This window comes from Cedecea sp. B1(4) (assembly GCF_059414925.1).
Map to the genome: position 1 here is coordinate 87489 of NZ_JCAHMZ010000014.1, position 17491 is coordinate 104979.

Below are 17491 nucleotides of genomic sequence, written 5' to 3' on the forward strand. Positions count from 1 at the left end.
ATGCAACTACGCTGGCGAAAAATCCTGCAGCCCTGGCTGCTGGTCCTGCTGCTGGCAGGCTGCGACTCACAGGTCATTCTGAACACCGGCCTGACGGAAAACGATGCCAATGACATCATTTCCGAACTCTCGAAATACAAGATTGAAGCCGACAAGCAAATTGATAAAACCGGCGTCACCGTGCTGGTGGCTCAGGACAATATTGAACGCTCCGTCCGCATTCTCAACGCCAACGGGTTGCCGCACAAAGCGCGGACCAACCTGGGCGAGGTGTTCCAGAAAAACGGCATTATTTCCAGTCCGCTCGAAGAGCGCGCTCGCTATATTTATGCGCTTTCCCAGGAGCTGGAGTCCACGCTTTCACAAATTGACGGCGTGGTGGTGGCTCGGGTGAACGTTGTCCTGCCCGAGCGCGTGGCGCCCGGTGAGCCGGTGCAGCCCGCGTCGGCGTCGGTGTTTATTAAATACACCCCGGAGATGGACCCCGACAGCATTGAGCCGAGGATCCGCCGGCTGGTCGCCGCGAGTATTCCAGGGCTTTCCGGGAAAAATGACGGGGCGCTGTCCGTGGTGTTTGTGCCCGCAGCGGCCTATCACGACCGCGTGGAACTGGTGACCTTAGGGCCTTTCCAGTTGACGCTTTCGCAGTATGCCACGGTCAGGACGCTGTTCTTCTCGCTGATGGGCCTGTTACTGCTGCTCGGCGGGATCTTCACCCTTTTACCGAAGCTAAAGGCGATGAAGCGCGGTAAAAACTCAGGCTCGACTGGACTGGCCGTTGTGCCCTCAGAGCGGCGGTAACGCCAGTGGTTGCCTGGGATAACGCGCTCGCGGCGAACTGGCTGCGCTGGTGGCAGGAGGGATTCTGGCGGCAGGCGGATGTCAGCTGGTTCGGGCTGCCCTGGTTCAGCCTGGACGAGGCGCGACGCCAGAGCCTGATGCTCAAGTCGCCGCAGGCCGTGCCGGCTATGCTGGCGCTGGGGAACGCTCTGCCGGAAACGCCCGACGCCCGCTTGCTGGCGCTGGTTTCGCTTGACTTAGCCCAGCGCGAAACGCTTTTTGCGCTGGTGGCTGAGATTTGTCAGCGCGGAAGCGGGGTGGCGCAGCTCACCGAATCTCAGCGGATCTGGTGCGAACGTCTGACCCGGGGTTTACGCCCCGGCGTCTGGCTGCCCGCAAATCTTAGTTTTAGCGAAGAGTCTGGTTTCGCCGTGCTCTGCCTGCTGCGCCCGATTCTGACGACTGCGGCCTGGCAGCGGCTGCGGTTCAGTTTCCCTCAACCTGTGATTGTGCGATGTGAAGCGTGGCTGGCGGATGAGCCTGCGCCGCTAAATCGCCTGCAGGCGCTGTGGGATGGCGCGATCTGGCAGGCTCAACGTTTGGCGATGCCAGCGCTGAACGATTTTTCACGGGAGCAATAAACCATGTGGATTGGCCGTAAATTTGCCCTGGAAGAGGACGTCCAGGTGATTGAAGGCGTGCTGCTGCCTCACGCCGCCTTGCAGGAGCAGCAACAGGCTCAAAGCCTGGTTGAACAGGCCATGCGCAGGAGTGAAGCCCTGCTGGAGGAGGCCCGTCAACAGGCTGAGCAGATGCTCGCCGAAGCGCAGGCCGATGCTGAACGGCTGGTCATCACACGCTGTGAAGAGGCCGAACGGAATTTCTGGCTGCGGGCCGAGCCGTTTTTTAGCGAATGGCAGGCTGAGCGGGACGCGCAAAGTGCCGAAATTGTCACCCAGGCGCAGGCGCTCATTACGGCCGCGTTTGAACAGCTGTTTGGCTGCCTGAGCGAGCAGCAAAAGCTCACGGCGCTGCTGACGCAGCTCCAGGGGGCAAGCGCTCGGGCAACGGACGTCACGCTGTATCACCCCTCACAGTATGAAGCGCCGCTAGCAAGCTGGCTGGCCGCGCGCCCTCAGCTAGGCTGGACGCGCTGCACCGACGACGCGCTGGCGGCCGAAACGCTGCTGCTGCAAACCGCCCAGGGCGAGTTCAGCATTAGCTGGGCTTCTCTCCAGCAGCATTTGCTGCGCCTCGCCAGCTAACCCACTGCCAAAAACATCCCGCCGGGAAGTTAATTTTCCCGCGTCGGGAACTGCCGCCTTTCTGCCGCCACTTATCATGCGATTTCAACGCGAGGAGAAACGTATGAGCAATTCCTTTGATATTCAGCGCAATCTCGACAGCCAGCTGTCCCGTCTGCACCACTCGGTTGCCGAGCTGGCGCAGAGCACGCTCGGCCAGCCCGCGCCAAGCATGGGCGACATGGTGGAATTCAAAAACGCCCTGATGAAAGAGGCGGCGGCGACCTTCACCGACAGCCAGCTGGGGTCGCTCAAGCATAGCCTGAGCAAGGAGATTATCGACTCTATCAACTAGTTATGACGTTGACGGCTTATTCGTATCGATAAGCCGTTGTTTAACGCAGTTTGCACCCCGGATGGCTACCGCTTTATGCCGTCGATTACAGGAGAAGAGTCGTTGAATCAGCACGTACGTTTACTGCGCTCAGCCATGTTTGCTTTGGCCGCTACCGCCGGCTGTTACAGCGCAGCCGTGAGCGCTCAAACGCCAGCCGACTGGCAAAATGGCGCCTATGCCTATTCTGCACAGGGCACGCCGCTGCGCACCGTCTTGCAGGATTTCGCCAGCAGCCACGGCGTGAATCTGCGATTAGGCGATGTGCCCGACAGCGTGGTGGACGGACGCTTGCGTTCCGACAGCGGCGTGGCCTTCCTCGACCGCCTGGCGCTGCAGTATCGCTTCCAGTGGTTTGTCTATAACGGCTCGCTGTTCGTCAGCCCGCAGTCGGCAGAAACCTCAAAGCGCATCAGCGTGTCAGCCGATGCCGCGCCGGACCTCAAGCAGGCGCTGCGTGATGTCGGGCTGCTGGAAGACAAATTCGGCTACGGCGAACTGCCGGACGACGGCGTGGTGATTGTCACCGGCCCGCCGGAGTACGTCGCGCTGGTGGCGGATTTTAGCGCCAAAGACAAAGACAAAAAGCAGAACAAAGAGATGATGGCGTTCCCGCTGAAGTACGCCTCGGTGGCTGACCGCGAGATTAAATACCGCGAGAAAACGCTGCTGGTGCCCGGCGTGGCAACCATCCTTAACGAATTACTGGGTAAAAAGAGCACCCGCTCTTCGCAGGGCATTGTACCCGGAGGAGAAGGCAGCTCGCGTGAAGCCCTCAACAAGTCATTCCAGGAACAATCGGACAATATTCTCTCCGGGCTGATTCAGGGCCAGGACAGCCGTATGCGCGGCGCAGGCGGTGATGACGAAGGGGAAATGAACCCGCTGGTGTCTGCCGATGTGCGCAACAACGCCCTGCTGGTGCGGGACGATCCTAAACGACGCGAGCAGTATCAGGCGCTGATTTCCCAGATCGACGTGCCGCAAAAGCTGGTGGAAATTGACGCCATGATCATTGATGTCGATCGCCACGCGTTTTCGAAGTTCTCCAGCAACCTCAGCGGCACGTTCGGCAACATTACCGCCGGTTCTTCCATGCTGCAGGGCGCAGGCACGTTATTCGTGACCGACTACAGCCGCTTCTTTGCCCAGATCCAGGCGATGGAAGGCGAGGGCAACGCCTCTATCGTGGCTAACCCATCGATTCTGACGCTGGAAAACCAGCCCGCAGTGATCGACATGAGCGATACCGCTTTCATTACCGCGACCGGCGAGCGCGTGGCGACCATTGAACCGGTGACCGCCGGAACCAGCCTGCAGGTCGTCCCGCGCGCCATCGGCAACGGGCCAACCAGCACGGTGCAGTTAGTGGTGGATGTAGAAGACGGCAAAGTGCAGGTCAACGATGACGGCGTGGCAACCGGCGCGAAGCGCGCCACGGTCAGCACTCAGGCGCTGGTGCAGCAGAACGGCTCGCTGGTGATGGGCGGCTTCCATTCCCGTGAAACCGGTGACACCGACCATCGCATTCCGCTGCTGGGCGACATTCCTTACCTGGGGAAATTCTTCTCATATACCAGCCACGAAACGTCGCAGCGCGAGCGGCTGTTCATCATCACGCCGCATCTGGTGGGCGATCAGGTGGACCCGACGCGCTACATCGACGAGCAGGATCGCCAGCAGCTTTCTTCGGCGATGAATGAAGTACAGCTCCGCCAGCGCTACAGCTCGATGAAAGGGGATATCGAAAACGCCATGCGGGATCTGGCGGAAGACAAAGTCCCGACCGGGTTCCAGGCAGGCGGTGAAGGCGTGGGTATTGGCCAGCTGTGCAACGTGGGGCCGGGGCTGTCATCGGACAGCTCCCACAGCCAGTGGTACAGCAATTCGTCGGTGCAAATCAGCGTCGGGCTGATCCGCAATATCAGCGGCAAGCCGCAGCGTTTTGATGAATCCAACTGCCGCGATGATGACGTGCTTGCCGTGGCCGCCTGGCCGGGCGGAAACCTTGCCCCAGGCCAGTCGGCAGAAGTGTATATCGCCTACCGCACGCGGGGAGAAGGGCGCCGTAGCCGCCAGTCGCTGCTGAGCTCTGTCTCGTCATTGCCGGTGAATTCATCCAGGTCGCGCAGCTATCTTCTGCCGCCGCGCCCCGTACTGCATTAAGGAGCCACGATGAAACCTTCAATTTTGATACTGATGGCGCTGGCGTTTGTGCTTAGCGGCTGTGCCACTCGCAATGACAACGGCTGTGACAACGTGACGTGTCGTCCCCTGTCAGACAGTCACCACCTGACCATCTGGTGGCCGAACGATATGCGTAACGGCGTGCAGGATTACACGCAGATGCCGGTGCGCTGAGTGCGAGAGCGGGCGTGGCTGTTTTCACGCCTGTTTTTTAAAAAATCATTTTTTTCCTGATGTTAGGCAGTTTTGTGGAACCGAAGCCGGTTTCTTTTCACTTAACAGGCGTCTTAATACTGCGAACCAGCAGGGCTGGTCGCCTGTATCAACCCCGTTGTCATGGTGAGGTAATCTAATGAGTACGATTGGAAATATGCTGAATCTGGCCACTGCATTACCGCAGCTGGCGCTGAACGCAACCCCAGAAGGTATGGCCGCTAACCTGTTGAAAAACGTTGGCGATCAGATGGTGCACGACATTGCCTCCAAGCTGACCAACCTGTTGTTCTTCGGCGGCATGAACGGCAACAACAACAACACCTTTATGTCTCCGCAAAGTCAGGGCGGCGCGAGCATGGGCAACACGCTGGCAATGAGCAACATGCAGCAGATGCTGCAGCAAGTGATCCAGCAGATGGGCGTGAATTCCCAGAACACGCCGTTCAACAGCCAGGCGGGTGCGGGCAACATGAACGCTTTCAACAGCGGCATGAGCAACGGCCTGCAGTCACCTTCTACCGGCATTGGCCTGGTCCAGCTGCCACTGTCCACCACCAGCGCCAACAGCGCGAACAGCTTCAACCAGCTGGGTAACAGCATGGGCAGCCAGCTGGGCAGCAAAATGGGCCTGCAGGCGCTGGACGACGTGAAGTCAGACACCAGCGGTTTGTCCCTGATGGGTTCCGGTAAAGTTGACGGCGGCTCAAAAGAGACTCGTGCTGAAATCGGTAAATATATGGATCAGCACCCGGAAATCTACGGCAAGCCGCAAAGCGCGGGTGCCGGTATGCCGGGCCTGGTGCACATTGGTAAAGGCCCATCCAGCTGGGAAGACGCGCTGAAAAACAGCAAGCCGCTGAGCGGCGATTCGCTGAAAGCCTTCCAGTCCGCGAAAAACGATCTGAAAACCTCCATGGTGGGTGGCTCTATCCCGGGTTCCGCCACGGCACCGGGCAACGGCTCTTCCAGCCTGCTGATGAACGCTGACGCACAGCTGTTTAACGGCAATATCATCAAAGATGCCCTGAAGCACCACCACGGCGCGCTGATGGGCCTGGCCAGCGCCGTGCTGGCCTAAGAGATTGGGTTGTAATCCACAGATGTTCTTTTTGACGCGTGGTGCGAGGTAACTTCGTCACGCGTGTTTCGCGAAACTCTTCTTCGCCCTCTATTTGACCGGTTTTTCTGCGCTAATCGCGTGGGATACCGGTCTTTTTTTGTCTCGATCATGCCCAGGCTCTTGGATCGCAGAAAAATTATTCTGATCTCTCCTTAAGAGCTGTCTCTTAATCACAGATACGTTCAATTATGTTGAGATTGGAGGGGTTCCGTTCACCTTAAGTACAAGCGCATATGCTTTCACCGAGCGTAGTGAACGTGTCAGGGGGCATTACGCCATGCCCCCTGACANNCACCCAAACATTCGGGGTCGTTCGCGATGCGTTCCCGACGATCGCTCTCTTTCGCTGTTCCCGACAGCTCAACCCCGCCTGAGTTGGGTCATCACCGGGGGCGATGAGAGCCGGGGACAAGGGCGTGGCTGTGGAACCGGAAGCGACTGGAACTTTCCGTATCGCTGCGGGATTGAAGCGAGGCACGGTTCCGGCTTAAATCGCCTGCGTTTTCTCTCCGACTGGCCAGGGTCCGGCCGTCGGGAATGGCCGGAGGTTGAGAGCGTCGGGAACGCATCTCAGCCGACCCAGGACTGGGAGATAAAACGGAGGTCTGCCGCTCACGCGGTCGATTTATTTGGCCGGGAGTCCGGGTTCTTAGGGGAGTGACGGTGACTCCCCTAAGACGTTCACTGGTGCGGGGGCTGCATGTAAATTTGTGCTTGAGGTGAACGGAACCTTAACCAATCCTGCGTAAGCATGAGTATTGCTGGCGGAAAATCCTCCCCCGTTACTCCTCAAACTCAATCGTCTCGCCCTTCAGGCGGCCCTCTAGCTTGCGCAGCAGGCGGTAAATAGCGGCCACTGCTTTTAGCGTGTCGCGTGGGATATAGGCACCTTCTTCGGTGGTGCGGTAAAGATTGCGGGTAAGCCAGACGTAGCGCACCACCGGGATATTTGCGGCGTGCGCCAGTTTAATCAGCGCTTTGGCGTCTTCGTCCTGTGCTTTAAACAGCAGTACCGGCAGCGGCGTTTCGTCAGGGAGATAGCGCAGACCCACGGCGTAGTGCGTTGGGTTCACCAGCAGCACGTCGGCTTTTTCCATCTCCTGCGGGGTGACTTTTTTTGCCGGTGCGTTGAGGATTTCGTGGGCGACGTGTTTGCGGTGGCCTTTGGTGTGCGGGTCACCTTCCATCTGCTTGTACTCGTTTTTCACGTCCTCGTGGCTCATGCGGTTCTGCTTGAGGAAGAAGTATTTCTGCAGCGCGAAGTCGGCCACCGAAAACACCAGCATCACGCCAACGATGGTGTGGGTGAGGGTTTCCAGAATCGCCACGCCCGCGTGCCAGAAGCCGTCCAGCGTGCCGCCTGAAAGATTGGACATTTGCGACAGACGGGGTTTTATCAGCAACCAGAACAACACCGACAAGGTGATGGCCTTCAGCAGGCTGTTAAGGATCTGAATAAACTGCTTTACCGAAAACATCTCTTTGAATTTATTCAGCGGGTTCAGCGCCTCAAGCTTCGGGGCCAGCGCGGCGATGGCAAACAGCGGGCCAAACTGGATCCAGCCTGCGGCAATGCGCAGCAGGATCACGGTGCCCACCGTCATCATAAAAAACACCCCGACGGTCAGCAGCGCGGCACCGCCAACTTCCCCTAACGCCTGGTTGAAAGGGCTGCTGAGGCGCATCAGCGGCAGGAGCATCAGCGCCTGCAGCTTTGCCATACTGGCCTCCATCATGGAAAAAATCAGCTGCAGGACGCCGAACATGATCAGCAGTTTGGGGATGTCCTGGCTCTGGCTCACCTGGCCCTTTTTGCGGGCCTCCTGAAGTTTATGGGGGCTGGCCTTCTCTGTTTTTTCACTCACGGCTTGGCACCCTCCGACGCGGCGTTACCAGGTGGTTTGACGGGCGGGAAAAATATCCGCCAGGTGCGGGATCATATCGCGCAGGCTGCTGAACTGGTGGCCGGCGAAATACTCCAGCGTGGGCAGGTAAAAGATAAAGAACAGCAGCCCGGCGATGCATTTTAGCGGCACGGTCAGTACCGTGGCCTGCAGCTGCGGACTGTAGATGCTGAGCACGCCAACGGCGAAATCGAGGAACAGCAGGAGCAGCACCAGCGGGCCAGCGTACAGAATGGTGTCGATAAACATCTGCTTTACTTGGCCGAGAAACACCAGGAACCCCTGCTCGCGGAAGTCGGGCAGCCAGCTGTCCACCGGCCACAGCCGGTAGCTGTCCCAGATAACCTGGGTGGCGAGGGACAGGCCAAAGTTGACGATCAGCACCATCATCGACCACTGCAAAAGCATATAGCCGAGCGGCGTTTCGTCTGCGCCCAGGGCGGGGTTAAGCTGGCCCCCGCTGAGTGCTCCACGCTGGTTATCAAACAGCACGCCCACCGACTCAAACAGCCAGAAGGGTAGCGCCAGCAGGTAGCCAAGAAAAATCCCCAGCACCACTTCTTTCAGCATCATGGCGACAATGCCCCACGGCGTGTGCGGGGCGTGGGTCAACATCGGGACAATGGTCGGCGTGACAAAAAGCGCAAGCGGCACGACAATCGCCGTGCGGATCATGCCTTTCAGGGCCGAGAACGCAAACAGCGGCGTCAGCAGCACGCACGGGTAAATACGGGCGATTGCCAGCCCAAGTCCCAGCATGCCATTGAAAATGGGCGTCAGTTCGGCGGCGGTCATCGCAGGGTTCCGGACGCGGCCATCATGTTGAAGGCGGACTGCGCCAGCTCCACCATTTGCAGGCCAATCCAGCGGCCGCTCAGCGCCAGCGTGGTACCCACGGCCACCAGCTTGATGGCGAAGGGCAGGGTCTGATCCTGGAGCTGAAACACCGCCTGCAGCAGGGACACCACTATGCCCACCAGCACGGCCACCACCAGCGGCGGCGCGGAGAGCACAACCACCATCAGTACCGCCTGCTTAAACATGTAGATCATGTCCATAACGTCCTCACATATAGCTGTAGAACAGGCCGTCCAGCAGGCGTGTCCAGCCGCTCACCATGACAAAAAGCAGAATTTTGAGCGGCAAAGAGATGGTCATCGGCGACACCATCTGCATCCCCAGCGCCAGCAGCACGTTGGAGACAATCAGGTCCACCACCAGGAAAGGGATAAATATTAAAAAGGCAATTTTGAAGCCGTTTTGCAGTTCGGACAGCACGAATGCCGGGATTAGGATCAGCAGGTTGTCGCGCTGGTGGACGACCTTCTCCGACAGATCTTTCGGCCACATGCGCTGGCTGTTTTCCATCAGGTGTGTTTCCAGATCCGGATCGCTGTTGCGCAGCATAAAGTCGGTCAGCGGCTTAATGCCGTACTGCAAGCTGTTCTCTAAGCGCTCGGCGCTGGTGGTATCAAGAGGCTTCTCTTTGAAGCGGGTTTGCATCCCGTCGAATACCGGCGCCATCACGAACAGCGTGGCGGCCAGCGCGATGCCGTAAAGCGCCATGTTGGGCGGCGTTTGCTGCACCCCGATGGCGTTTCGCGTCAGCATCAGCACCATCGAAATCTTGAGAAAGCTGGTGGTGATCATCAGCAGCAGGGGCAGCAGCGAAATGGCCCCCAGCAGGATGGCCAGCGCCAGCGGATTGAATGAACTGATATTTTCGGCCATCACACGGGTTCCATGGCCGTACCCGTCTGGCGCAGCATGCGAGTGACCTGGAAGCCGAGCGTACCGTTAACGTCCACCAGTTCACCTTTCGCCAGCAGGCTGTTGCCGTGGCACAGCAGCGCCTCGCCCGGCGTGACGTGCTGAACTAATACCGTTGACCCCGCATCCAGCTGCTGTAGTTCGCCGAGCGTCAGCTGTAAGTTGCCGCAGCGGATGGTTAAATCCAGCGACAAGTCGTCGAAACTCCCCCGTGTTGTTTGCCATTCCCCGGCGGGTACCACTTCTTCGCCGTCCTGCTGATCGTCGTACTCCAGGGGGGCGTTCGGGTAAGTCATGGTTAGCTCCTCGCTAAACGTAATGTGTAGTAAGTCTCTGTGAGTGGTTTCGCTCGCCAGTTCCAGGTGAACCTGAAATTGTCGCCGCGCCAGCGGCATAACGCCGTGTCCTTCCGGCGAGAAGAACGTCTCTGAGGGCAATAGCAAATCTCCGCTAACCAGACGGCGGGCGGCACCGGCGGAAAGCTGGAGCTTGCCAACGGTCAGCGGTAACTGGAGCGGGAATTCAGGGCTCAACGGGGCCATCAGCCGCTGCCAGGCGGGATGCTGAGCAAGCCGATGCAGTGCGGCCCAGGAGAGCGACAGCAGCGTGCAGGCCTGGGCTTCGCCGAGAAAAACCTCAAGGCGCAGCGTGACGTCAGGTTTTTGCCGTTCTTCGGTGGGCTGCAGAAACTCAAAGAGTTCGGCCAGTTCAGGGCCGAGCTGTTGACTGAAATAGCGCCAGTACCAGGCATTGTCCTCGGTGGAAACGCCGGGTAGCGCCGGGCAATCGGCCAGCAGCCCCAGCACCGGCAGCGGGTCGCTAAAAAGCAGCGTGCCAGCCGCGCAGTGAAAAGCTTCACCCGGCATATCTGGCTGGATCAGCGCTCGGGAAGGCAGGAGGCGAAGTTCTCCGGCGATGGCTTCCCGGAAGAAAGGGAGCCGCCAGCCGCTGCCGATCCAGCGCCGCAGGCGGGCTTCGTCCGGTGACTGAGCGGCAAGCACCAGGCGTTTCATACCGCTTCCCGCCGCTTAAAGCGCAGGCGAACTTTTTTCCCCAGACGGCCGCTGAGCGAGCCTTGTCCATCCTGTTCAAAGCCGCGAACTTTGTCCCAGGCCTCGGCGGAAAAGCCGAGGGCAATATCCAGCCCATCGCCATTGGCCGGGGTAACTTGCGCCACCACTTCGCCTAAATCCGGTAGCAGCAGGCTAAAGCGGGCGGGCAGGCTTTCCTGCTGTTCAATGCCCTGTATCAGGTGCGATTCCAGCATCGCCCGCAGGGAGGAAGACGGGGGTTCACTGGCCTGCTGCGGCTGTTCCGTGCCGCCGAGCGAGCCATCAAACAGGTTAAGCGCCAGAATGGGCATCACCGGGCCGGGCTCATCGTCAGACAGGAGATCGCTGAACTCTTTTTCATCCCGCGACAGCTTCTGGCGATCGCTGGCCCGGCCGGACGAGAACGTGCTGCGAGCGGGCATCTGCGGCATGAAGGGCGTGTTATTCCCCGGCGTGCGCGGTGCACGAGGCGTGGGTGCCTGCGGGGCGTTCTCGGGCTGGTGATGCGGCTGCGGGGCCGGATGGGCCTGCTGCCAAAGCCTGGGCTGCGGGTGAGCGTTTTTTAGCGCGTGGTGAATCATAAAGCGTTCCCCTGATTTTGGTTGAGCAAATACTCCATTTTTTCGATGTCCCGCTGGCAGCGCTGTAGGGCTGACTGCGCGGCGGTCAGCCGCTCCTGCTGCTGTTGCACCTCTTCCTGTAGCTGGTGCGTGTGCTGAATTTGTTGAATCACGCCCGCGCGGCTGGATTTCTCAACGTCCAGCGTCTCCCTCAGGTCGTTAAGCGGCTGCGTGACGCCCGCGTGCTGCGGCACGAAATTATTGCGCAGCTGCAAATAGCCGATTTTCTGCTCTGCCAACTGCTGCTCGCCCTGTTCGACGGCCTGCCGGCAGCGCCGGAGCTGCTGCTCATGCTGGCGTTGCTCGCTTTCACAGCGGCGTAAGCGTCGCCGCCGGATGGGCAGTAAGAGCGTCAGTACTTGTTCCAGAGCAACCTGCTGCGGGTCCGGTGAAAGCGGCGTTTCAGCCTCGCTATAACGGCGCATAAGCAATCACCTCCTGTAGCTGCTGGCGGGTGTCGACGAAGTCGCTCGGGGCGTGGTTGGCCTGGCGTAAAAACGCGTTGATAGCCGATTGAGATTGCACTGCGGCGTCGGTCATCGGGTCATTTCCGGGCTGGTATTCCCCGAGGCGGATCAGCATTTCGACCTGCTGGTAAGCCGACATCATCTGGCGTAGCGTGCTGGCTTCGGCAATGTGTTCTCGTGGGACGACGTTGCTCATGGTTCGGCTCAGGCTGGCCAGCACGTCCACGGCAGGGTAGTGCCCGCGCTCCGCCAGGCGGCGGGTCAAAACTATGTGGCCGTCTATCAGCGAGCGGACTTCGTCGGCCACGGGATCGTTCATCGAGTCCTGTTCTATCAGTACCGAATAAAGGGCGGTGATGGAGCCGCGTGACGTTTTCCCGGCGCGTTCGAGCAGCCCAGGCAGCAGGGTATAGACCGACGGCGGCAGTCCGCCCCGGCCCGGAGGCTCGCCGAGCGCCAGGCCAATTTCACGCTGGGCGCGGGCAAAACGCGTCAGCGAGTCGATAATCAGCAGGACGTTTTTGCCTTTGTTACGGAAAGCTTCGGCAATGGCCGTGGCGGTAAACGCCGCGCGGGCGCGTTCCATGCTGCTGCGGTCAGAGGTGGAGCACACCAGGACGGTGCGTGAGCGCAGTTCGGCATCCAGCTCGTGGTCGAGGAATTCGCGGAGTTCGCGGCCACGTTCGCCAATCAGGCCAAACACGATGGCATCGCAAGGCGTGTTGCGCGCCATTTCAGCGAGCAGAGTCGTTTTGCCGCAGCCAGCCCCGGCGAAGACGCCCACGCGCTGGCCCACGCCAATCGTCAGCACGCCATCGATGGAGCGAATGCCCGTCGGCAGCGGAGTATCAATGCGCGGCCTGTCCGTGGGCGGTGGCGCGTCGCCGAGCACGCCCCGGGCGTCCGGTGTTTCGCTGGCCAGCGCAAAAGCCGACAGACTGTCTTCGTCGATGGCGCGGCCAAACCCGTCCAGCACGCTGCCAAATAAGCTGTCCGACACGCTAATAGAATGGGGTTGAAACAGCGGCGTGACGCGTGCACCCTGGGCGATGCCGTCCAGCGGCCCCAGCGCGGAAAGTAAAGTGTGGCGCGGGTTAAAGCCGACCACTTCGGCCATCACTTCGGTGTCGCCGCTGCGGCTGATGAGACACAGGTCGCCGATGCGCGCCTGCGGCAAGCTGCTTTCCAACAGGATGCCGCTGATACCGGTGATACGCCCGTAGGCGCTGACGGCGGAAAGCTGGCTCAGGCTGCTATGGCGCTGGGCAAACCAGGCGTTGAGGTCGGACTGATAGTGCCCCATCACCATTTCACCGCGATGTTTTCTTTGCCGCCAAACTGCACGCTGTCGCCGGTAATGCCGGTCAGGCGCAGGCCGTTACGTTCGTCCCCGACAAACAGGCGCTGCCCGTCCTCGGTCACGATGTTGGCGTGCGGCCCGGCGGTAATTTGCACGATGTGGAAGGGCAGCACGGCCTCGCGCACTTTGGTTTGGTTTGTGAGCATCACCTTGAGCTGATAATCGCTGCGGATGCTGTCCACCATGCGGCTGACAATCGGCAGCTGGTTTTCCTGCAAATCGCCGGTGAGCGTAATGCCCTGCGGCGTGCTGGTCAGCTGCACTTTGTTATAGAGCTCCCGCTCGCGCAGATCCTGTTCCACCAGGCTGCGCAGTTCGTTGCTATTGGTAATCGCCGGTTTAATTTGCGGCTCATCGTCGCTGTTTTGCTGGGCGATGCCGGGCTGTAGCACCCAGCTGAAGATGGTGAAGGTCAGCAGCATCAGGCTGGACAAGGTGAAGATTTGCGCCCAGCGGGGCAGGATCCTCGCCAGCAGTGAACGGCGCGCGGCAGGAACCGGTTTGCTTTGTGTCCCGCCGACGGGTTCGCGTATGACTGATTCTGACTGACTCGGGCTGACAGCAGGCAGCGGCGGTGGCGGGCGGTTATCCCATTCGTCGTCAGCGGCGGCAAGCGTCAGCCAGACGCCGCCGACGGCGAAGATTTCACCGGGCTGCCAGAGCTGTTGGGCACTCAGGCGTTCGCCGTGGCGGTGGCAAACGGTGCCTTCCATCGGCGTGAGCATCCAGCCCTCGGCGCTGCGGCTTAGCAGGGCGTGGCTGGCTTTAATACCGCCATCGTTGAGCTGTAAATCGCTGTCGGCGGCGTTGCCCAGTTGCCAGCGTTCGCCGCTTAACGGCAGCGCCGCGCCTTCATGTAATCCGTTTAATACTCTCAGCTCATACATGGCAGCACCCTTTATGCAGTGAAGGCGTCAAGCGCGTTTTCGTGAATATCAATGCGCCCCAGCACGTTGACCGGCAGGTTAAATTGCAGCTCGGCGAAGGACAGCACCGGGACGTGATGGAATTCGTCCTGGATAAGCAGGCGCAGCGGGCTACGTAAATCCTGGGCGGACAGCAGCACGCTGGTTTGCCGCTGGAACAGGGGGAACACTTCCCGGAGCTGGTCCAGCAGCAGGGCGTGTTTGTCCTGGCTGAGGGCGAAGAAGGTTTCGTTCTGCGTCTGGCGCAGGCTGTCGCGCAGGATCTCTTCGGTTTCCGGTGTCAGCAGCCAAACCTGTATCCCGCCGTCGTGGCTGTACTGGTGGCAAATGTGTTCTTTGATGTCGATGCGAACCTGGTCGACCAGCAGGCCCACATCGCGCTCGTGCTGGCCGTGCACAATCAGCGATTCGGTGATGCTGCGCACCGAACGCAGCGAAATACGTTCGGCCACCAGGCGCTGTAGCACGGCGCTCAGGCGGGTGATCGGGAAGATGCGCTGGAATTCCTGCGCCAGCTCCGGCAGGTCCATCTCCAGCCACGAGATAATGGCGCGGGTCTCCTGCAGGCCGATAAAGCGCGGGCCGCTGGCAAAGAGCGCTTCTTCCATGCGGGCCAGCAGCAGCTGGTGCGAACTCCAGGATTCCATCTGGAATTTATCCAGCAGCGGATCGTTTTCTTCCAGCCATGCCCAGCCTTTTTCCTGCGGATAGGTTTCGGTGCTGAGTTCGGTGCCGGTCTCTTCCTGGGCCAGCAGGCGGTAGTCCAGCGCCCGCTTGCTTGAGCTGAAGGTGCCAATCACTTTCGGCACTTCATACACCAGAAAGCGAAATTCATCGTCAGGCTGGTATGGCGAGAAATCGATGTTGAAGACCGGCAGCGTGAAGCCGTACTGGTTCACGATGCGGTTACGCAGGCGGCGAATGTCTTCGATAAGCGCCATGGCCGCCGGGTCACCGGCGCGAGCCGACGAGAAACTGAGGACAAACAGGCGGCTGGGGTTGAAGGTACGAATATCTTCTTCGCCGTTGGCTTCCGGAGCGACAATTTCGCCGCCGGTGGTGGTGGCCGCCGCGCGTTTGGCGCGCCACAGCTGGAACAGCCCCGAGCCCAGGGTGATTATCCCGAGCACGATAAACACCGCCGTGGGCATGCCCGGCAGCAGGCTGAAGCAGAACATGCCGATGGCGGACATGATCCAGGCCTTGGGCTGGTTGGTCAACTGGTCGCTGATTTCGCGGCCAATGTTGTTGTTGGGGATGTCTTCGTTGGCCGACACGCGGGTGATCATCATCCCGGCGGTCAGGGAGATAAGCATCGCCGGGATCTGGTCAATCAGGCCGTCGCCGATGGTTAGAATGGAGTAGACATTGGCGGCGTCGCCTGCGGCCATGCCCAGCTGCAGCACGCCAATACAGAAGCCGCCCACCATGTTGATGCTGAGGATCACGATCCCGGCAATGGCATCGCCTTTCACGAACTTCATGGCGCCGTCCATTGCCCCGAAAAGCTGGCTCTCTTTCGCCAGATCTTCACGTTTGCTTTTGGCCTGCTGGACGTTGATCAGCCCGGCGCGCAGGTCGCTGTCGATAGACATCTGCTTGCCCGGCATGGCATCGAGGGTAAAGCGGGCGGCCACTTCGGCGATGCGCTCTGAGCCTTTGGTGATCACCAGGAAGTTCACCACCGTCAGGATCAGGAACACCACCAGCCCCACCGCCAGGTTGCCGCCGACCACAAAGTTGCCGAAGGCGGTGACGATATGCCCGGCGTTTTGCTGCAGCAGGATCTGGCGCGTGGTGGAGATAGACAGCCCGAGGCGGAACATGGTGGTCAGCAGCAGTACCGCCGGGAAGGTGGTGAACGCCAGCGGTTTGGGCAGGTACATCGCCGTCATGATAAGCAGGCATGACACGCTGATGTTGACCGCAATCAGGACGTCAATCAGCCCCAGCGGCAGCGGGATGATCAGCATGAACACCACCGCCAGCGCGATGAAAGCTCCGACGACTTCGGAGCGTTGCATGGCGGTTATTGCCAGCCGGTTAAGAAGGTTAAACAAAGCGTTCATGGGCTATTCAATCCTGGTAAAGTCCGTTTACTGCGCCAGCTGGCTACGTTTTTCCCACGCGGCGTATTCGCCGTTGAGGGTGCGGAGCAGAAGCAGGGCGTTGCTGCGTGTTTCATCGTTCCCGCCCCAAATTTTCTCCGGCAGCGCCTGGAGCAGCGTCAGCAGGCCGTTGAAAAAGAGCGACTGCTGCAGGGGTTTTTCGCCCACCACCTGCAGCCCAAGCTGGGTCAGGTCGCGGGAATAGAAGCCGTTGCGGCACATGCTGAGCAAGGAGCGGGTCATGACATCGGCCCCCATCGTGACGTGGGAATATTTGCTCTTCAGGCGGTCGAGGAACTGGGCGACTTCCGACAAAGTGTGCGTAATGGCGCGGGTGTCGTTCAGCCCGGAAAGCAGGCGGCGCAGGGCCGTCGGCGGGGCGGAAGGGGCCAGGGCGGCGATGTCATCGGAAAGCGCGCGCTGCAGCGTACGTAATGCAGGCACGAAACCATCGACGCCAAACTTGTCCAGCAGCACGTCCATGATGTTGTCGGCGGACTGCTGGTTGATCACACCGCTGTAATAGAGCTTGCGCATTTCGCGCTTCTGCGCCGGATCGCTGCTGAAGGCGGCAATTGCCGGGGCGGTATTCACCCCGGCGTTAATTTTTTCCGGGTGCTGCTGCTGCAGGTCGGCAAGCATTTGCTCGACGCGTGCCGCCAGCGCCGGGTTGCTGCCGTTGCGCAGGCGCATGGCCATCAGGCTGAGGGTGACAAACGCGGAGGCCGGGTCGTGATTGGCCTGTTCGAGCAAATCATCCAGCGTCGGGGTCTTTCCATCGCCACCCGACAGCATCCGTTCAAAAGCCGATTCCTGCTCGGCCTGCTCTTTCCCCGACGGGCTTTCTAGCAGTTTCCCCAGCTCTACAAGGTGAGTGACCTTGATTGCCGCCACGGAGATACGGCGCAGCTGGGTGGCCTGCGTGCGCTGTTCCTCATGTTTGATTTTCTGTTCGATGCTTTCCGCAAAAGTTGACGCCATCGACTCCTGAGCGGCCCCGGGCCGCTGCGGTGCGGGCGCTGCACGAGTGGCGGACGAGGAACTGCTCGCCGCGCTCTTATCGTTATTGCTGTCGCTGATTAGCTCATCGACCAGGGCGTCCGCCTGTTCGGTTTCAAGACGCAGATTGTGGTGATGGTGGTGCTGGGGGATTCTCATGTTCATTGCGGTGTGCCTTACCCGATTCGCCTGTCAGTGTGTGGGCTAAGGCCTGGGGCGGTTCCCCGACAAATAAAAAATTTCCGTCGCTGGGGATGTGTAAAAAGTTGCACAAACCCGTTTTCGGGCTGTGTGTGTTTTTGCTCATATTTATCTGATTAATAAAAATTAATTGTCATGAATCA

18 protein-coding genes are annotated in these 17491 nt (G+C 59.8%); 7 read left to right on the top strand and 11 right to left on the bottom strand.

Going from position 1 to position 17491, the window contains the following annotated elements:
• The 7 genes from sctJ to ACR6JA_RS21245 all read left to right on the top strand — a co-directional run bounded on the left by sctJ (position 1) and on the right by ACR6JA_RS21245 (position 5899).
• Complete coding sequence (sctJ, locus tag ACR6JA_RS21215) at positions 1–801, top strand: type III secretion system inner membrane ring lipoprotein SctJ (RefSeq protein WP_494494373.1); 801 nt, start codon at positions 1–3, stop codon at positions 799–801.
• Positions 802–806: 5 nt separating this feature from the next.
• Entirely contained in the window at positions 807–1421 is a 615-nt protein-coding gene (locus tag ACR6JA_RS21220) for a type III secretion protein HrpD (protein ID WP_494494374.1), read from the top strand.
• Between the two features lie 3 nt (positions 1422–1424).
• Positions 1425–2045 (top strand): HrpE/YscL family type III secretion apparatus protein, encoded by a 621-nt coding sequence (locus ACR6JA_RS21225; protein WP_494494375.1) that lies wholly within the window; start codon positions 1425–1427, stop codon positions 2043–2045.
• A 103-nt stretch (positions 2046–2148) separates the two neighbouring features.
• Positions 2149–2379, top strand: a complete 231-nt coding sequence (locus tag ACR6JA_RS21230) for a hypothetical protein (RefSeq protein ID WP_008460979.1) — start codon at positions 2149–2151, stop codon at positions 2377–2379.
• A gap of 135 nt (positions 2380–2514) precedes the next feature.
• The gene (gene sctC / locus ACR6JA_RS21235) at positions 2515–4584 is read left to right on the top strand and encodes a type III secretion system outer membrane ring subunit SctC (protein ID WP_494494398.1); all 2070 of its coding nucleotides are present in this window, start codon (positions 2515–2517) and stop codon (positions 4582–4584) included.
• 9 nt (positions 4585–4593) lie between these two features.
• Positions 4594–4779, top strand: coding sequence for an HrpT family type III secretion system protein (gene hrpT, locus ACR6JA_RS21240; RefSeq protein ID WP_008460981.1), 186 nt, complete (start codon positions 4594–4596; stop codon positions 4777–4779).
• Positions 4780–4957: 178 nt separating this feature from the next.
• Positions 4958–5899, top strand: coding sequence for a type III secretion protein (locus ACR6JA_RS21245; protein WP_494494376.1), 942 nt, complete (start codon positions 4958–4960; stop codon positions 5897–5899).
• An 824-nt stretch (positions 5900–6723) separates the two neighbouring features.
• Here ACR6JA_RS21245 and sctU read toward each other — a convergent pair.
• Genes sctU through sctW form a run of 11 tightly spaced genes read right to left on the bottom strand, consistent with a single transcriptional unit; the run spans position 6724 to position 17312 of the window.
• Positions 6724–7806 (bottom strand): type III secretion system export apparatus subunit SctU, encoded by a 1083-nt coding sequence (gene sctU / locus ACR6JA_RS21250; protein WP_494494377.1) that lies wholly within the window; start codon positions 7804–7806, stop codon positions 6724–6726.
• Between the two features lie 24 nt (positions 7807–7830).
• On the bottom strand, positions 7831–8640 hold the full coding sequence (gene sctT, locus ACR6JA_RS21255; protein ID WP_494494378.1) for a type III secretion system export apparatus subunit SctT: 810 nt from the start codon (positions 8638–8640) through the stop codon (positions 7831–7833).
• Entirely contained in the window at positions 8637–8903 is a 267-nt protein-coding gene (sctS, locus tag ACR6JA_RS21260; protein ID WP_039291380.1) for a type III secretion system export apparatus subunit SctS, read from the bottom strand. The genes sctT and sctS overlap by 4 nt, the downstream gene beginning before the upstream one ends.
• A gap of 7 nt (positions 8904–8910) precedes the next feature.
• The gene (sctR, locus tag ACR6JA_RS21265) at positions 8911–9576 is read right to left on the bottom strand and encodes a type III secretion system export apparatus subunit SctR (RefSeq protein ID WP_008460987.1); all 666 of its coding nucleotides are present in this window, start codon (positions 9574–9576) and stop codon (positions 8911–8913) included.
• Entirely contained in the window at positions 9576–10628 is a 1053-nt protein-coding gene (locus tag ACR6JA_RS21270; protein ID WP_494494379.1) for a FliM/FliN family flagellar motor switch protein, read from the bottom strand. Before ACR6JA_RS21270 ends, sctR begins: the two co-directional genes overlap by 1 nt.
• On the bottom strand, positions 10625–11248 hold the full coding sequence (locus tag ACR6JA_RS21275) for a type III secretion system HrpP C-terminal domain-containing protein (protein WP_494494380.1): 624 nt from the start codon (positions 11246–11248) through the stop codon (positions 10625–10627). Before ACR6JA_RS21275 ends, ACR6JA_RS21270 begins: the two co-directional genes overlap by 4 nt.
• Entirely contained in the window at positions 11245–11712 is a 468-nt protein-coding gene (locus ACR6JA_RS21280) for a type III secretion protein (RefSeq protein ID WP_213716014.1), read from the bottom strand. Before ACR6JA_RS21280 ends, ACR6JA_RS21275 begins: the two co-directional genes overlap by 4 nt.
• Positions 11699–13063, bottom strand: a complete 1365-nt coding sequence (gene sctN / locus ACR6JA_RS21285) for a type III secretion system ATPase SctN (protein WP_205247154.1) — start codon at positions 13061–13063, stop codon at positions 11699–11701. Before sctN ends, ACR6JA_RS21280 begins: the two co-directional genes overlap by 14 nt.
• Entirely contained in the window at positions 13057–14001 is a 945-nt protein-coding gene (locus ACR6JA_RS21290) for an FHA domain-containing protein (protein ID WP_213716012.1), read from the bottom strand. The genes sctN and ACR6JA_RS21290 overlap by 7 nt, the downstream gene beginning before the upstream one ends.
• 11 nt (positions 14002–14012) lie before the next feature.
• Positions 14013–16109 carry a type III secretion system export apparatus subunit SctV gene (sctV, locus tag ACR6JA_RS21295; protein WP_213716011.1) on the bottom strand — a complete coding sequence of 699 codons (2097 nt, stop codon included), beginning with the start codon at positions 16107–16109 and terminating at the stop codon, positions 14013–14015.
• A 27-nt stretch (positions 16110–16136) separates the two neighbouring features.
• Complete coding sequence (sctW, locus tag ACR6JA_RS21300; protein WP_213716010.1) at positions 16137–17312, bottom strand: type III secretion system gatekeeper subunit SctW; 1176 nt, start codon at positions 17310–17312, stop codon at positions 16137–16139.
• Between the last annotated feature and the right edge of the window lie 179 nt (positions 17313–17491).

Coding starts and splice junctions, on each gene's coding strand:
- sctJ (WP_494494373.1), top strand. CDS start 1: ATGCAACTACGCTGGCGAAAAATCCTGCAGCCCTGGCTGCTGGTCCTG.
- ACR6JA_RS21225 (WP_494494375.1), top strand. CDS start 1,425: ATGTGGATTGGCCGTAAATTTGCCCTGGAAGAGGACGTCCAGGTGATT.
- ACR6JA_RS21230 (WP_008460979.1), top strand. CDS start 2,149: ATGAGCAATTCCTTTGATATTCAGCGCAATCTCGACAGCCAGCTGTCC.
- sctC (WP_494494398.1), top strand. CDS start 2,515: ATGTTTGCTTTGGCCGCTACCGCCGGCTGTTACAGCGCAGCCGTGAGC.
- hrpT (WP_008460981.1), top strand. CDS start 4,594: ATGAAACCTTCAATTTTGATACTGATGGCGCTGGCGTTTGTGCTTAGC.
- ACR6JA_RS21245 (WP_494494376.1), top strand. CDS start 4,958: ATGAGTACGATTGGAAATATGCTGAATCTGGCCACTGCATTACCGCAG.
- sctT (WP_494494378.1), bottom strand. CDS start 8,640: ATGACCGCCGCCGAACTGACGCCCATTTTCAATGGCATGCTGGGACTT.
- sctS (WP_039291380.1), bottom strand. CDS start 8,903: ATGGACATGATCTACATGTTTAAGCAGGCGGTACTGATGGTGGTTGTG.
- sctR (WP_008460987.1), bottom strand. CDS start 9,576: ATGGCCGAAAATATCAGTTCATTCAATCCGCTGGCGCTGGCCATCCTG.
- ACR6JA_RS21270 (WP_494494379.1), bottom strand. CDS start 10,628: ATGAAACGCCTGGTGCTTGCCGCTCAGTCACCGGACGAAGCCCGCCTG.
- ACR6JA_RS21275 (WP_494494380.1), bottom strand. CDS start 11,248: ATGATTCACCACGCGCTAAAAAACGCTCACCCGCAGCCCAGGCTTTGG.
- ACR6JA_RS21280 (WP_213716014.1), bottom strand. CDS start 11,712: ATGCGCCGTTATAGCGAGGCTGAAACGCCGCTTTCACCGGACCCGCAG.
- sctN (WP_205247154.1), bottom strand. CDS start 13,063: ATGGTGATGGGGCACTATCAGTCCGACCTCAACGCCTGGTTTGCCCAG.
- ACR6JA_RS21290 (WP_213716012.1), bottom strand. CDS start 14,001: ATGTATGAGCTGAGAGTATTAAACGGATTACATGAAGGCGCGGCGCTG.
- sctV (WP_213716011.1), bottom strand. CDS start 16,109: ATGAACGCTTTGTTTAACCTTCTTAACCGGCTGGCAATAACCGCCATG.
- sctW (WP_213716010.1), bottom strand. CDS start 17,312: ATGAACATGAGAATCCCCCAGCACCACCATCACCACAATCTGCGTCTT.